The sequence below is a fragment of the Roseovarius sp. AK1035 genome (assembly GCF_003288315.1).
Classification (GTDB): domain Bacteria; phylum Pseudomonadota; class Alphaproteobacteria; order Rhodobacterales; family Rhodobacteraceae; genus Roseovarius; species Roseovarius mucosus_A.
Genome location: NZ_CP030099.1, coordinates 1,442,213 through 1,455,819, shown reverse-complemented (window position 1 = coordinate 1,455,819; position 13,607 = coordinate 1,442,213). Strand labels below are relative to the sequence as shown.

Sequence of the window (13,607 nt, the reverse complement as noted above, 5' to 3'; positions counted from 1 at the left end):
GCTAGAAATCACGCAGCCTCCGAGTGGTTTCCGGATCCATGAACCCAGCAATCGTGGCCTCGGTCTCGTGGTCCATGGCGCGGCGCAGGTCAGTCATCGCAGTGGCGTTCAGAACCCGCTTCATCGCACGCACAGCCAAGGGGGGCAGATCGGCCAACCGGCGGGCAGTTGCCTTGGCTTCGTCCATCAGTTCTGCGTCGGGCACGCATTTCCACGCCAGCCCCATCGCGTGCAGGTCCGCCGCCCCGTAACGGTCGCCAAAAAACAGCATCTCGCGCGCTTTGTTGAGCCCCACAAGCGCAGGCAACAGGCTACTGACCCCGCCGGTGACAAAGAGGTTCAGTGACACCTCTGGAAAGAACCCCCGCGCCGATGTGGCCCAAATCGGGAAGTCGCAATTGATCGCCCACTCAAAGCCGCCGCCCACCGCCCATCCATTGATTGCGCCCACCACGGGTTTGTGTCCCAGAACGATGGCATCGGTCGCACGCTGGATCGCCTTCACCAGATCACGCGCCTCTTCCTCGGAGGTGGGATGCACATGCTCGCGCCGGTCGTCGCCTGCGCAAAACGCCTTGCCCGCCCCAGTAAAAATGATCGCGCGGGTTTGTGCATCTGCATTCGCCCGCTCGAACGCCCGCGCCACATCATCGATCAGGGCGCGGTTCATGGCATTCAGACTGCCGGGCCGGTTCAGCGTGATACAGCGCACGCCCTCGTCCACGATCTCGCTCAAGACGGTTTCATAGGTCACATCGGTCATTGGTTGCCTCTCAGCACACGCTTTGTCTTGCCCTCGGTCAGGGGAAAGGTGCCATGCGGCACCACTGTCACCCGCGCCGTGGCGCCCAGCTTGGTCTTGATCGCGGTGGCAACCTCTTCGGCCAGCCCATCTGTCACAGGCTGCCCCTTGGCCCGTTCCACCGTGACCGGCAGGGCATCATAAGGCGGCGGGCTATCGAGAATGATCCGGTAGTCGCCAGAGAGCGCCGCAAACTCGTTGATGACTGCCGCAACCATCGTCGGAAAGAGATTGAGGCCGCGCACCACCACCATATCATCCGACCGCCCCACCACGCGAAAGCGGAACCCGCTGCGCCCGCAGGTGCAGGGATCGGTTGCATCCACGGTGATGATGTCGCCGCTGCGAAACCGCACGAGCGGCTGACAATCGCGCGCCAGATGGGTCAGCACCAATTCCCCGGTCTGCCCCGCCTCAAGCGGCAGCGACGCTCCCGTCTCAGGGTCTATCAGCTCGGGATAGAGCACATCGGCCGCCATGTAATGCAGGCGCGTGTCGTGTTCGCATTGCGCCGCGAAATTGCAGAACACATCCGAGACGCCGTAATTGGCATTGCGCGGCTCCATGCCCCAGACATCCCGCAGGCGTGCGCGAAACGCCGGATCATCCAGCCCCGCCTCGCCGCCAAAGAGTCCCAGACGCAGGCCCAGATCGCGCGGTTTCAATCCCGGAAACTTGTCTGCAATCACCCGTTCCAGCACTGACGGATAAGAGGGTGTGCAGGAAATCGCGGTGATCCCCACCTCCTGAATGGTGCGTACCAATAATTCTGTGGACCCAACGCCAAAGGGCACCACCATCGCGCCCGTCGCCTGCAAGGTCATGTGATCGGTCAGCCCGCCCATCCACATCTGATAGTTCAGGCAATGCACCACGGTATCGTCGGGCGTCAGGCCAGAGGCGGATTGACAGCGCCCGCCCACCGCCTCTGTCACCGCGCAATCGCGGGCTGAGAGGGCCAAATTCATCGCCTGCCCAGTGGTGCCAGAGGTGCGGTGCAACCGCACCGCCTCGCGCCGGGAGGCGGCCATATAGGTGCCGAACGGCTGATGTTCCGCCTGCGAAATCCGCAATTGCGCCTTATCCGACAGGGGCAATTCAGCCAGATCGCGCAGGTCAGCAGGGGGTGTGCGCCCCTGCCAAAGGTCACGGTAAAACTCCGACTGTGCCGCGACATAGGCGCTTTGAACCGCCCAAGCGGCGGCCTGATGCGCGCGCAGCCGGTCAGGGCTGGCAAATTCGGCTTGGTCAAGCAGGCTCATGGCTGCAATCCTCGTTCCCAGATGGTTGTGAGCGTGGCAATCACCGCCGCCCGGTCGGCAGACACATCGACCAGCCCCGCCTCGCCCGAGAGATAGAGGCTGGAAAAATACTGATCCGTCATGCCACCCAAGGCATAGGCCCGGCGGGTCAACTCGGCCTCGCTCAGTGTACCCCGCCCCTCGCGGGCGAGCCTGCGGCGGGTGGCGGCCACAACGGTGTCGATCCATTCCCGATTGAGCCGGTGAAACGCGGCACGCGCCGCTGGAAAGGCATCAAGATGATGGATGAGGCATTTCATCAGCCCGCGATTGGCCTCGAAAAGGCGGGCATAGGCCTCGGTCGCGGGGCGCATGCTGCGCTCGGGGCTGCTCTGGCTGGCGCGGATCATGCCCGCTTGCAGAAAGGCGGCAAAGCCTTGCAGCAGATCGTCGAGCAGATGCGCCTGATCGGGAAAGTAGAGGTAAAAGGTGCCATTGGCGACGCCCGCCTCTTTGCAGATGGCCCCGATGGTCAGATCCTGAAGCGCCGCACGTTCCAAAAGAGAGCATGCTGCGATACGCAGCGCCTGCGCAGTGCGGATACCCTTTGCCTCGCCCTCAACCTGCACAGCGAGAAACGCGGGATAGCTGGTGTGATCGGCGGGCACGGGCATGGGCGACTCAGAAATGAAACTGAATTCATGTTCAGTTTTTGAGCATGCTTTGTCAAGCTGACTGATGCACAGCGTTCAGCCGCGTTCGTGGAAAAAATCATAGAGCTTCTGAGCCATCGCGTCTGAGACCCCTTCGACCGCACGCAGATCGGCCAGATTGGCACGGCTCACGGCCTTGGCGCTGCCGAAATGGGCCAAAAGGGCGCGTTTGCGCGCAGCCCCGATGCCCGGCACCTCATCCAGTGGCGTGGCCCCCACCGCCTTGGCGCGTTTGGCGCGATGCGTGCCGATGGCAAAACGATGCGCCTCGTCGCGCAGACGCTGCACGAAATAGAGCACCGGATCGTTATGGCGCAGCGCCATGGGATGTTTGCCCACGCGGTGAAACTCTTCCTTGCCGGCATCCCTGTCCACGCCTTTGGCGACCCCGACCATCGGAATATCCTCAACCCCCATCTCGCGCATGATACTGGCCACGGCGCTGACTTGCCCCGCCCCACCGTCGATCAACAACAGGTCCGGCCAATGCCCTTGGCTGCGATCAGGGTCTTCTTTCAACAACCGCTTGAAGCGGCGGGTCAGCACCTCTTTCATCATCCCGAAGTCGTCGCCCGGCGTGATGTCATCGCCCCGGATATTGAACTTGCGATAGTGGTTTTTCATCATGCCCTCAGGGCCTGCGACAATCATCGCGCCCACGGCATCGGTGCCCTGAATATGGCTGTTGTCATAAACCTCGATCCGCTGCGGCGGGCCGGGCAGATCAAACGCCTCGGCCAAGCCGCGCAGCAATTTGCCCGTTGTGGCTGTCTCGGCCATTTTACGTGCAAGGCTTTCGCGGGCATTGCGCATCGCGGCGTCGACCAACTCGGCCTTTTCCCCCCGCAGGGGCACGTTCAGCGTCACCTTGCGCCCCAGCTTGTCGCTTAGCGCCTGCTGCATCAGATCGGCATTCTCGATCGGATGCGACAAGAGCAAGGCGCGCGGTGGTTCCTTGCTGTCATAGAACTGACCGATAAAGGCCTCGAGCGCCTCGGCCTCTTCAACATCCACACCGACACGGGGATAGAAATCCTGATTGCCCCAGTTCTGCCCGCCGCGAATAAAGAACACCTGCACGCAGGCTTGGCCCTGTTCCAGATGCAACGCGATCACATCGGCCTCGTCCACGGTGCGGGGGTTGATACCTTGGGCGGTCTGCACCTGCGTCATCGCCTTGATACGATCCCGCAGGGCAGCAGCACGCTCGTATTCCATCGCCTCGGCGGCCTCGGCCATCTGCACGGCCAGCTTTTCCTGAATCTCGGTCGAGCGGCCCGACAGATAACGCTCGGCATCGCTAACCTGCGTTGCATACTCTGCCCGATCAATCTTGCCCACACAGGGCGCGGTGCAGCGCTTGATCTGATATTGCAAGCAGGGGCGCGTCCGGCTCTCGAACATGGCATCCGTGCAATTGCGCAACTGAAACACGCGCTGCAACTGCGCCAGCGTTCGGTTGACAGCACCGGCACTGGCGAAAGGTCCGTAATAAGCCCCCTTTTCACGCTTGGCACCGCGATGTTTCTTGATCATCGGAAACTCATGCCCGGTGACTAGGATGTTGGGAAAGCTCTTGTCGTCGCGCAACAGCACGTTGTAGCGCGGCTTCAACTGTTTGATGAGGTTCTGCTCCAAAAGCAGCGCCTCGGTCTCGGTCGCGGTCGTGAGAAACATCATCGACGCGGTTTCTGAAATCATCCGCGCGATGCGCCCGGTATGGCCGGTGGGGCGGGCATAGTTCGCCACACGCGCGCGCAAATTGCGCGCTTTGCCCACATAAAGCACCCGCGCCTGCGCATCGAGCATCCGGTAGACCCCCGGCGACGCGTCTAGCGTGCGCAGATAGTCCCGGATGACATCATGGCCGGGTTTGGGTGGGGATTCGGGGGCGTTTTCGGTCATCGGCTCTCAGATATGATTCCCCCCGAGTGCTGCAATGATCCGACCCGGAGAGCAAGAGGGAAGCTGTCCACGGTTTCTGTGGATAACTCTGCGGATAGGTTTCCGGGAAGTGGAAATTTTCCTTGGATTCGGCTGGGTTCGTTAAGATGCCTAATTTTTAGGCAGTTTATCAACACATTGATATCTATCAACAAAAATATATGCCCTTGGCAAAATGTTGAAAACACTAACGATTTTGTAACGCTTGCGTGACGAACCCACGGCCAGTGCAAAACTTTTTTCGTCGGACGCGCGTTTTACTCCACACCCAGAACATCAGGGGTCTGCCAACCCAGGTGCTGGCCCCCATCCACACAGAGCAATTGGCCCGTCACACCCGGTGCATTCAGGAAGTAGACAAGCGCCGCTGTGATATCCTGCGGATTGGCGCCACGTTGCAAAATGGTCGCTTGGCGCTGGTTCTGGAAATGGCTGTCGCTCTGGCGATGCCCTTGCAATGTCGGCCCCGGTCCGATGGCATTGACGCGCACCCGTGGGGCCAGCGCCTGTGCCGCAGTCCGGGTCAGCGCCCAGAGACCCATCTTGGCAATCGTGTATGTCATGAACTCGGGCGTCAACTTGTGCACGCGCTGGTCAATCATATTGATCACCAGCCCCTGCGCCACCGGCTCGTCATAGTCGTCCATGGTCGGTGCGGGCACCTGCGCCGCCATCTGCTGCGTCAGCACGAAAGGCGCGCGCAGATTGCTTTCCATGTGGCGATCCCAGCTCAGGCGCGTGGCGGTCTGGATGTTGTCATAGTCAAAGATCGAGGCGTTGTTGATAAGCGTGGTCAGCGGCCCGCCCAGTGCTTGGGCAGCACGCGCCACCAGCGGTGTCACCTGCGCCTCGTCCAGCAGGTCCGCCTCTAGCGTCACCGCCTCTCGCCCCAACGCCCGAATTTCATCGGCCACGGATTCTGCTGCCTCGCGCGAGGTGGCGTAATGAACGGCCACATCATGCCCTTGCCGCGCCAGCTCCAACGCCATTGCCCGGCCCAGCCGTTTACCCGCGCCTGTCACCAAAGCCCGCGTCATGCCCTGCTACTCCTCAGATCAATATCACCGAGACATAGACCACATAAGCAGAGGTCAAGGCGATGCCCCACACACGCGTGATGTCGATCTTGAAGAACACGAAAGGAATGATCAGCAAGGACGTGCCCAGCATCACCCAGAGATCGAAATTGAGGAACTGAGGATCAACAGGAATTTCACCAACCAGCGCCGCAACACCGATGATGCCAAGCAGGTTGAACATGTTGGACCCGATGACATTGCCCAGCGCCACATCGGCCTGTTTGCGCAATGCCGCCATCACCGTGGTCGCGAGTTCCGGCAATGAGGTGCCGACCGCAACCAGCGTAAGGCCGATCACCGCCTCGCTGACGCCGTAGCGCTGCGCGAGAATTGAGGCATTGTCCACAAGGATATCCGCACCAAGCGGCAGCCCCACAAGGCCCAGCACAAGGAAAGTGATGATCTGCCACCACGGCATATTGGGGTCTGCGCCTTCCACATCCTCGATGCCATCCGCCTCGGACAGGGCCGTGATGGCCGCCTCGCGACGATGCGCCATCGTGTCGCGAAACGCATCCGCCAGCATAAGCGCCAAAGCCGCAAGCAGGATCAGACCCGAGATCCAGTCAAACGTGCCGCGAAAGGCCAACAGAATGAACAGGACCGAAGCGGCGAGCATCTGGAGATACGATTTGGAGCACCTGCAACTGCTGGTATGCAGTACCGCGAGAATAGCCGGAATACCCAACACCAAAAGGATGTTGGCGGTATTCGAGCCCACCACATTGCCCAGTGCCAGCCCCGGCTTGTCATCCAAAATCGCGTTGACCGAGATCAGCAGTTCCGGCGCAGAGGTGCCAAAGGCCACCACCGTGAGGCTGACGATCAGCGCCGGGATCCCCACACGCAAACTTAGGTTCACAGCCCCTTTGACCAAGGCATCCCCAGCCAGAAGCAGGATCACCAGCCCCAGCGCCGACAAGAGCCATGGCATCATTTCAATTTACCCTTTTCGCAGGAACAGGGCCCCTTGCCGATGCGGTAGCGCCCGCATTTCTGGCATTTGGCCTGACTGAGCCGCTTTTGCCCCGGAAAACGGAGACGGCCAAACATGGCGAGGACCCCCATCGCCACAAGAAAGAATATGACGACCTTGACCAACAAATCAGAGGCCGAACCGGGCAAGGCTGGCCCGTTCTTCGACGACGCTCAGCGCGTCTTCGGCGATAGCCGCCCCAAATCGCGGAAATATCCCGCGTTTGCGGCCATAGCGGGCAAGCTGCACCTTGTCGCCGTAAAGTTCCTTGAGCTTCGGCAGCAGATGCGCAATGCCATCCGCCAGCCCCAATTCGACGCTGAGCGACCCCAGCCAGAATTCACCGGTGAACAAATCCGGATCGTCGCGCAACCGCGCACCGCGCCGGGATTTCACATGGGTGATGAAGGCGGCATGAATGTCTTCCAGAATGCTCTTGAGGCGGGTCACATCCTCGGGCTTTTCGGGCATGAACGGGTCAAGCGTGCTCTTGGACTTGCCTGCCGTGTAAATGCGTCGCTCAATCCCCTGCCGCGCCAGAAACTCGTTTGCGCCAAAGCCCGCCGAGATCACCCCAATAGAGCCCAGCACCGAAGAGGCATCGACCCAGATGTCATCCGCCGCAACCGCCAGCCAATAGCCACCCGAGGCCGCCACATCCTCGACAAAGGCATGCACGGGGATTTTCTTTTCCTCCGCCAGCCGGCGGATACGGGCCGCGATAAGCGAGGATTGCACCGGCGATCCACCGGGAGAATTGATGACCAGCGCCACCGCCACCGGCTTGCCGCGCGCAAATGCTTTTTCGATCACCGGCCCGATGGCTTCGTCACTCAGGGCCGCGCGCGGACCCCCGCCGATCATCCCCGCAAGGCGGATGACCGCGACGGTGGGCCTGCGGTTGAGGAAGGGGATCATATGTCTCATGTCGCCCGATGTAGAGTGCGAGGGCATGACAAACAAGGCAGCCCGTGCATCTGATCGCCCTTCCCCGGCATTTCCCCTGTTCTCGCGCGAAAAAGATCACGCGACAGGGTCATGATTTGATGCGGTATCCGGTCTTGAAGATCATCCAAACCGCCGCAAGGCAGAGGCCAAAGAACACAGCGACCGCCAAAAGACTGTATCCGATCCCCACATCCGCCACCCCGAAAAACGCCCAGCGAAACCCTGAGATGAGGTAAACAACCGGGTTGAACAGCGTCACCACCTGCCACGCGGGCGGCAACATCGAGATGGAATAGAACGCCCCCCCAAGAAACACGAGCGGCGTGATCACCAACAGCGGGATCAATTGCAATTGCTGAAAATTCTCGGCCCAAATGCCGATGATGAAGCCAAAAAGGGCAAAGGACACACAGATCATCACCAAAAACAGCACCATGATCCAAGGATGCTGAATATCGAGATCAACAAACAGGCTGGCCGTGATCAGGATCACCGAGCCGATCATCAACGCCTTGGTCGCCGCCGCGCCAACGTAACCCAGCACGATTTCTAGGAAATTGACCGGAGCCGAGAGCAATTCAAAGATCGTGCCGATGAATTTCGGGAAATAGATCCCGAAAGAGGCGTTGGAAATTGCCTGCGTCATCACGCTGAGCATGATCAGGCCGGGCACGATAAAGGCGGCATAGCTCACACCCTCCACCTCTTGGATCCGCCCACCAATGGCGGCACCAAAGACCACAAAATAGAGCGTGGTCGAAATGACCGGCGACAGCAGACTCTCCAGGATGGTGCGGAAAAACCGCTTCATCTCGTAGATGTAAATGGCGCGAATAGCGTGCAGGTTCATGCTGCGTCCTCCCGCACAAGGCCCACGAAAATCTCTTCGAGACTGCTCTGGCGTGTTTCGATGTCTCGAACCGACAGCCCCTCGGCAGCCAAGGCCTGCAAAAGCCGGGTGATGCCGGTGCCCTCGCCGCGTGTGTCATAATGATAGATCAGCGCCTGACCGTCCGGGGCCTGTTCCAGATCATAGCCAGAGAGAGCCTCTGGCACTTGCTCAAGCGGCGACACCAGATCAATCCGCAAGGATTTGCGCCCCATCCGACGCATCAGCGCGGCCTTGTCCTCGATCAACAGGATTTCTCCCTTGTTGATGACCGCGATCCGGTCGGCCATGGCCTCGGCCTCTTCCAGATAATGCGTGGTCAGGATGATGGTCACGCCGCTTTCTTTCAACCCGCGCACCACCTCCCACATATCCCGGCGCAACTCCACATCGACGCCCGCCGTCGGCTCGTCGAGAAACAGAACACGCGGCTCGTGACAGAGCGCCTTGGCGATCAGAACCCGGCGCTTCATCCCACCCGAAAGCTCGCGAATCCGGTTGTTGCGCTTATCCCAAAGCGAGAGTTGCCGCAAAATACGCTCTATCAGCGCCTCATCCGGCGACCGCCCGAATAGCCCCCTTGAAAAGCGCACGGTGTTGATGACCTTTTCGAAAGGTTCCAACGCAATTTCCTGTGGCACAAGGCCGATCATCGCCCGCGCGGCACGATAGCCGGTCACAATGTCATGCCCCCCGACCGAAGCCCGCCCACCCGTCGGCGTGGTAATGCCGCAGAGTGTCGAAATCAGCGTCGTTTTACCTGCCCCATTGGGACCAAGCAGCGCAAGGATTTCGCCCTCTTCTATGCTGAGTGTCACCGCGTTGAGCGCGACAAAGCCGCCCTTATAGGTCTTGCTTAGACCCTCGACCGTTACGATAGCTGTCATAGATATTCCCCTTTGTGCGGAACCTAATCCATCGACACCCGAACGCAACGCGCATCCCGGCATAGGTCCCTGTGCGTCGATGCGCGGTGTCGCCGATCAAAGAACAGTCTGTTTTTGTGAGTTTGTTCATAGTTTGCCTGCATGATGCTAGAGTACCGACCACACGGGGTGGCGGGCCTGACGACGGCAAGGGGAACGGGATGATCAAGCATATATTCAGGCTTGTTCTGCTGGCGTGTACGCTGATGACGGGGGTCAGCCAAGCGCAGGCAGAACCGCGCATTCTGGTCATGGGTGATTCGCTTTTGGCGATGCACAAGCTGACCGGGCGCTCTGTTTCCTCGTCGGTGGAGCGGGAATTGGGCGTGCGCGTCACCGATATGTCGGTTGCCGGAGCACGGTTTCTTTACCGCCTGCCGATCACCGGCGCACTTGGCCTGAACATAACCAAGCAATATCGGCAGGGCGATTGGGATTGGGCCGTGCTGAATGGCGGCGGCAATGATCTCTGGCTTGGCTGCGGCTGCATGCGCTGTGGGGGCAAGCTCGATCGCCTGATTTCCCGGGATGGGCGACGCGGCGCGATCCCCGGCTTTGTCTCGCGCCTCCGTCAAAGCGGGGCGCAGGTGATCTATGTCGGCTATCTGCGCACGCCGGGCATCACATCACCCGTGGAACATTGCACCGATGAAGGGGCCGAGATGGATCGTCGCGTGGCGCTCTTGGCGGGGCTTGACCGGGGTGTGCATTTCCTGCCCCTTGCAGACATGGTGCCGCATGGCGACCGATCCTATCACGGGATCGACCTCATTCACCCCTCGTTCAAGGCCAGCCGCATGATCGGCCAACGTATTGCGGATGTCATCGCCGGAAATGATCCCGGCACCGTATCCCGCAATCGACTTCTGACAGAGTGATGCACCCTAGCTGATCAACCGTTTAAGCCAGCCTTTCTTTTCCGCCTCGGGTTCCGGATCGTCCTCTGACGGACCTTCCAGCACTTCTTCGAGGCGGGTAAAGAACTGATCCGCCATCTTTTTGGCAAAACCGTCCACCAACCGGCTTCCCAGCTGCGCCAGCTTGCCGCCGACGCTCGCCTCGACATCATAGCTCAGCCGCGTGCCGGTTTCACTGTCTTCCAGCCGCACATTGGCCCCGCCCTTGGCATAGCCTGCGGCCCCGCCTTTGCCCTCGCCGGTCAGGGTCAGACTTTCCAACTCCACGATGTTCGACACTTTGACCATGCCCTTGAACGTCGCCTTCACCGGCCCGACCTTTTGCACAACGGTCGCCTCGAACCCCTCTTCGGGCGTGCCCGTCACCTCCTGCGCGCCGGGCACACATTCCTTGAGCACCTCGGGGCTAAGCAGGGCCGCCCAGACCGTCGCCCGATCCGCCTTGATGTCGCGCGCGTCACTCATCTGCATCTGCTCGGTCCCTCCCGTTCCATCACACCCCTACCCTAGCGCAGCCCCAATGCCGCGCCAAGAGAGCAGAAAGTCGGAGCGGCGCGTGGCATCTGGCCTTCGCGCGCGCCTGCCCTTACCCTGCGCCCAAACAAGATTGGGGCAAAGATGCTGTCAGGTCTGCGCGTGGTGGAATTCGAAGGGCTGGGGCCAGCGCCCTTTGCCGCGATGATGCTGGCCGAAATGGGCGCAGAGGTGATCGTGATCCACCGCCCCAGTGCCGGCAATCCCGTGGCGGGCGCTCAGAACTTGCTCGACCGCGGCAAGCGGTCCATCGTGCTGGATCTTAAAACCACAGCGGATATCGCCATTGCCCGCGCCCTGATTGAACGCGCGGATGCGCTGATCGAGGGATTTCGCCCCGGCGTGATGGAGCGGCTGGGTCTGGGGCCAGAGACGATGCAGGCCGCCAACCCGCGCCTTGTCTATGGGCGCATGACCGGCTGGGGGCAGGACGGGCCGCGCGCCTATGAGGCGGGGCATGATCTCAACTATATCGCCACTTCCGGCGCGCTCTGGTATGCGGGCGCGCCCGGCACGCCGCCGCAGACGCCCGCTACCCTTGTAGGCGATGTGGGCGGCGGCGCGCTTTATCTTTTGGCCGGGATGCTGGCAGGTCTGATCCGCGCCGCGCGCACCGGACAGGGCACCGTGGTGGATGCGGCCATTGTCGATGGCTCGGCGCATATGATGGCGCTTTTGATGTCGATGATGCCCACCGGTAACCTCAGCATGACGCGCGGTCAAAGCCTGCTTGATGGCCCACATTGGAGCCGCGTCTACGCCTGCGCTTGCGGCGGCTGGCTCACGGTGCAATGCCTTGAGCCACAGTTCTACGCCGCGTTCCTGTCCCGCCTTGGCCTGTCGGACGATCCTCATCTTGCGGCGCAGCACGACCGCGCGCAATGGCCCGAACAGGGGGCCAGATTGGCTGCCCTCTTTGCCGCGCAGCCGCTGGCACATTGGGCCGAGGTATTTGCCGGGTCGGATGCCTGCGTCGCGCCGGTTTTGCGCCCCGATCAGGCCGCACAAGATCCGCATATGGCAGCGCGTGGCGTCTGGCAGGAGGATGGTGGCGGCCTTAGCCCCACCCCCGCCCCCCGGTTTGACGGTCAACGCCACAGCGTCGCCCCACCACCCACACGCGGAGAGCACAGCGCCGAAATTCGCGCTTGGCTTGATGCGCCCCTCTGACCCTAGGCAAAAGGACCGCCCTATGCCCATTTACGTCGATGCTGATGCCTGCCCAGTCAAGGACGAGGTCGAGCGTGTCGGCACGCGGCACGGGCTGCGGATCTTTGTGGTCTCGAACGGCGGCCTGCGCCCATCGCGCAATCCGCTTGTCGAGATGGTGATTGTGCCCGACGGCCCCGACGTGGCCGATATGTGGATCGCCGAGCGCGCAGGGCCGGGCGATGTGGTCATCACCGGGGATATCCCCTTGGCCGCGAAATGCGTGGCAGCGGGCGCGCTGGTGCTCAAACACAACGGCGAGGCGCTGACGGGGGCCAACATCGGCAACGTGCTCGCCACGCGCGACCTCATGGCCGACCTGCGCGCCGCAGACCCCTTTCGCCAAGGCGGCGGCAAAGGGTTTACAAAGGCCGACCGCTCGCGTTTTCTGGACGCTCTGGAACGGGCGGTGCGGGCTGCGGCCCGTAACATCTAAAGGACGTCCCATGACCACCGCCGCAACCATTCAGCGTTCCAACCTGATCGGCGCTGGCTATGCGCTGGCGGCGGTGCTGTGTTTTTCGCTCAACGATGTGGGGATCAAGTTTCTCTCGGATAGCTATGCCCTGCATCAGGTGGTGTTTATCCGGGCACTGGTGGGCATGGCGGCGTTTGTGGCTTTTGTCATGCCTTTTGCGGGCGGTCTGGCCCTTATCCGCACGCGCCGCCCGAAAATGCACCTTTTGCGCGGGCTCTGCGTGGTCAGCGCCAATACCTGTCTCTTTCTGGGTCTGGCGGCAATGCCGATTGCCGATGCCGTGGCGGTGTTCTTTGTCTCGCCGCTGGTGATCACCGTGTTCTCGGTGCTGTTCCTGCGCGAGAGCGTCGGCACCCGGCGATGGGCGGCCATTGCCGTGGGGTTTCTGGGCGTTTTGGTGATCGTCAAGCCGGGCACAGCGGCGTTTCAACTGGCCTCGCTCTTGCCCATTGCGGCGGCGTTTCTCTACGCCGTCATGCATATCCTCGCGCGCAAGATCGGCGGCACCGAGAGCGCGCCAACCATGGCCTTTTACATCCAGCTTACCTTTATCATCGCCAGCACGATCATCGGCCTCAGCTTTGGCGATGGGCGCTTTGCCGGGATGGGGCATCCCTCGCTTGAATTCCTGTTCCGCGCTTGGGTTTGGCCCGCGCCGGGGGATTGGCCGATCCTGATCATGCTGGGCATATCCGGCATGTTGGGGGGCCTCTTCATCTCTCAGGCCTACCGGCTGTCCGAGGCCGCCTTTGCCGCGCCCTTTGAATATGTCGCCATGCCGATGGCGATCATGTGGGGGGTGACGGTGTTTGGCACCTGGCCCGATGCGACCGCTTGGATCGGAATTGCCCTGATTGTGGGCTCTGGGCTCTATCTCTTGTGGCGCGAGTCGGTCAAGGATGCGACGCTGGCCGCCAAAGCCCCGACCTATCGCCGCTAAACACAGGAGAG

General features: G+C 61.3%; 15 protein-coding genes. 4 read left to right on the top strand and 11 right to left on the bottom strand.

Going from position 1 to position 13,607, the window contains the following annotated elements; translation table 11 throughout:
* Position 1 precedes the first annotated feature (1 nt).
* From RAK1035_RS06905 to RAK1035_RS06860, 10 genes are all read right to left on the bottom strand, one after another.
* Positions 2-763, bottom strand: coding sequence for an enoyl-CoA hydratase/isomerase family protein (locus RAK1035_RS06905; RefSeq protein WP_008281412.1), 762 nt, complete (start codon positions 761-763; stop codon positions 2-4).
* Complete coding sequence (locus RAK1035_RS06900; protein ID WP_008281411.1) at positions 760-2,064, bottom strand: phenylacetate--CoA ligase family protein; 1,305 nt, start codon at positions 2,062-2,064, stop codon at positions 760-762. The genes RAK1035_RS06905 and RAK1035_RS06900 overlap by 4 nt, the downstream gene beginning before the upstream one ends.
* Positions 2,061-2,717 (bottom strand): TetR/AcrR family transcriptional regulator, encoded by a 657-nt coding sequence (locus tag RAK1035_RS06895; RefSeq protein WP_008281410.1) that lies wholly within the window; start codon positions 2,715-2,717, stop codon positions 2,061-2,063. The genes RAK1035_RS06900 and RAK1035_RS06895 overlap by 4 nt, the downstream gene beginning before the upstream one ends.
* Positions 2,718-2,792: 75 nt before the next feature.
* Positions 2,793-4,661 (bottom strand): excinuclease ABC subunit UvrC, encoded by a 1,869-nt coding sequence (gene uvrC / locus RAK1035_RS06890; protein WP_008281409.1) that lies wholly within the window; start codon positions 4,659-4,661, stop codon positions 2,793-2,795.
* 296 nt (positions 4,662-4,957) lie between these two features.
* Positions 4,958-5,737: an SDR family oxidoreductase gene (locus RAK1035_RS06885; RefSeq protein WP_008281408.1), complete on the bottom strand. Its 780-nt coding sequence runs from the start codon at positions 5,735-5,737 to the stop codon at positions 4,958-4,960.
* A gap of 13 nt (positions 5,738-5,750) precedes the next feature.
* Positions 5,751-6,716, bottom strand: a complete 966-nt coding sequence (locus tag RAK1035_RS06880) for a calcium/sodium antiporter (RefSeq protein ID WP_008281407.1) — start codon at positions 6,714-6,716, stop codon at positions 5,751-5,753.
* Positions 6,713-6,904 carry a hypothetical protein gene (locus tag RAK1035_RS20490; protein ID WP_008281406.1) on the bottom strand — a complete coding sequence of 64 codons (192 nt, stop codon included), beginning with the start codon at positions 6,902-6,904 and terminating at the stop codon, positions 6,713-6,715. The genes RAK1035_RS06880 and RAK1035_RS20490 overlap by 4 nt, the downstream gene beginning before the upstream one ends.
* Entirely contained in the window at positions 6,885-7,682 is a 798-nt protein-coding gene (locus RAK1035_RS06870; RefSeq protein ID WP_037297873.1) for a S49 family peptidase, read from the bottom strand. The genes RAK1035_RS20490 and RAK1035_RS06870 overlap by 20 nt, the downstream gene beginning before the upstream one ends.
* A 109-nt stretch (positions 7,683-7,791) precedes the next feature.
* On the bottom strand, positions 7,792-8,553 hold the full coding sequence (locus RAK1035_RS06865) for an ABC transporter permease (RefSeq protein ID WP_008281404.1): 762 nt from the start codon (positions 8,551-8,553) through the stop codon (positions 7,792-7,794).
* Positions 8,550-9,479: an ABC transporter ATP-binding protein gene (locus RAK1035_RS06860; RefSeq protein WP_008281403.1), complete on the bottom strand. Its 930-nt coding sequence runs from the start codon at positions 9,477-9,479 to the stop codon at positions 8,550-8,552. Before RAK1035_RS06860 ends, RAK1035_RS06865 begins: the two co-directional genes overlap by 4 nt.
* 200 nt (positions 9,480-9,679) lie before the next feature.
* Between RAK1035_RS06860 and RAK1035_RS06855 the strand changes: the two genes are divergently transcribed.
* Positions 9,680-10,396, top strand: a complete 717-nt coding sequence (locus RAK1035_RS06855; protein ID WP_008281402.1) for an SGNH/GDSL hydrolase family protein — start codon at positions 9,680-9,682, stop codon at positions 10,394-10,396.
* Positions 10,397-10,402: 6 nt separating this feature from the next.
* Here RAK1035_RS06855 and RAK1035_RS06850 read toward each other — a convergent pair whose 3' ends face one another.
* The gene (locus RAK1035_RS06850; protein WP_008281401.1) at positions 10,403-10,906 is read right to left on the bottom strand and encodes a CoxG family protein; all 504 of its coding nucleotides are present in this window, start codon (positions 10,904-10,906) and stop codon (positions 10,403-10,405) included.
* Between the two features lie 147 nt (positions 10,907-11,053).
* Between RAK1035_RS06850 and RAK1035_RS06845 the strand changes: the two genes are divergently transcribed.
* The 3 genes from RAK1035_RS06845 to RAK1035_RS06835 are packed head-to-tail and all read left to right on the top strand — an operon-like array spanning position 11,054 to position 13,596.
* The gene (locus tag RAK1035_RS06845) at positions 11,054-12,139 is read left to right on the top strand and encodes a CaiB/BaiF CoA transferase family protein (RefSeq protein ID WP_008281400.1); all 1,086 of its coding nucleotides are present in this window, start codon (positions 11,054-11,056) and stop codon (positions 12,137-12,139) included.
* A gap of 22 nt (positions 12,140-12,161) precedes the next feature.
* Positions 12,162-12,614, top strand: coding sequence for a YaiI/YqxD family protein (locus tag RAK1035_RS06840; protein WP_008281399.1), 453 nt, complete (start codon positions 12,162-12,164; stop codon positions 12,612-12,614).
* Positions 12,615-12,624: 10 nt separating this feature from the next.
* Positions 12,625-13,596, top strand: coding sequence for a DMT family transporter (locus RAK1035_RS06835; protein ID WP_008281398.1), 972 nt, complete (start codon positions 12,625-12,627; stop codon positions 13,594-13,596).
* Positions 13,597-13,607 lie beyond the last annotated feature (11 nt).

What these genes read in the sequence shown, in the direction of transcription:
- RAK1035_RS06905 (WP_008281412.1), bottom strand. Translation starts at nt 763, where the DNA reads ATGACCGATGTGACCTATGAAACCGTCTTGAGCGAGATCGTGGACGAG.
- RAK1035_RS06900 (WP_008281411.1), bottom strand. Translation starts at nt 2,064, where the DNA reads ATGAGCCTGCTTGACCAAGCCGAATTTGCCAGCCCTGACCGGCTGCGC.
- RAK1035_RS06895 (WP_008281410.1), bottom strand. Translation starts at nt 2,717, where the DNA reads ATGCCCGTGCCCGCCGATCACACCAGCTATCCCGCGTTTCTCGCTGTG.
- uvrC (WP_008281409.1), bottom strand. Translation starts at nt 4,661, where the DNA reads ATGACCGAAAACGCCCCCGAATCCCCACCCAAACCCGGCCATGATGTC.
- RAK1035_RS06885 (WP_008281408.1), bottom strand. Translation starts at nt 5,737, where the DNA reads ATGACGCGGGCTTTGGTGACAGGCGCGGGTAAACGGCTGGGCCGGGCA.
- RAK1035_RS06880 (WP_008281407.1), bottom strand. Translation starts at nt 6,716, where the DNA reads ATGATGCCATGGCTCTTGTCGGCGCTGGGGCTGGTGATCCTGCTTCTG.
- RAK1035_RS06870 (WP_037297873.1), bottom strand. Translation starts at nt 7,682, where the DNA reads ATGAGACATATGATCCCCTTCCTCAACCGCAGGCCCACCGTCGCGGTC.
- RAK1035_RS06865 (WP_008281404.1), bottom strand. Translation starts at nt 8,553, where the DNA reads ATGAACCTGCACGCTATTCGCGCCATTTACATCTACGAGATGAAGCGG.
- RAK1035_RS06860 (WP_008281403.1), bottom strand. Translation starts at nt 9,479, where the DNA reads ATGACAGCTATCGTAACGGTCGAGGGTCTAAGCAAGACCTATAAGGGC.
- RAK1035_RS06855 (WP_008281402.1), top strand. Translation starts at nt 9,680, where the DNA reads ATGATCAAGCATATATTCAGGCTTGTTCTGCTGGCGTGTACGCTGATG.
- RAK1035_RS06850 (WP_008281401.1), bottom strand. Translation starts at nt 10,906, where the DNA reads ATGCAGATGAGTGACGCGCGCGACATCAAGGCGGATCGGGCGACGGTC.
- RAK1035_RS06845 (WP_008281400.1), top strand. Translation starts at nt 11,054, where the DNA reads ATGCTGTCAGGTCTGCGCGTGGTGGAATTCGAAGGGCTGGGGCCAGCG.
- RAK1035_RS06840 (WP_008281399.1), top strand. Translation starts at nt 12,162, where the DNA reads ATGCCCATTTACGTCGATGCTGATGCCTGCCCAGTCAAGGACGAGGTC.
- RAK1035_RS06835 (WP_008281398.1), top strand. Translation starts at nt 12,625, where the DNA reads ATGACCACCGCCGCAACCATTCAGCGTTCCAACCTGATCGGCGCTGGC.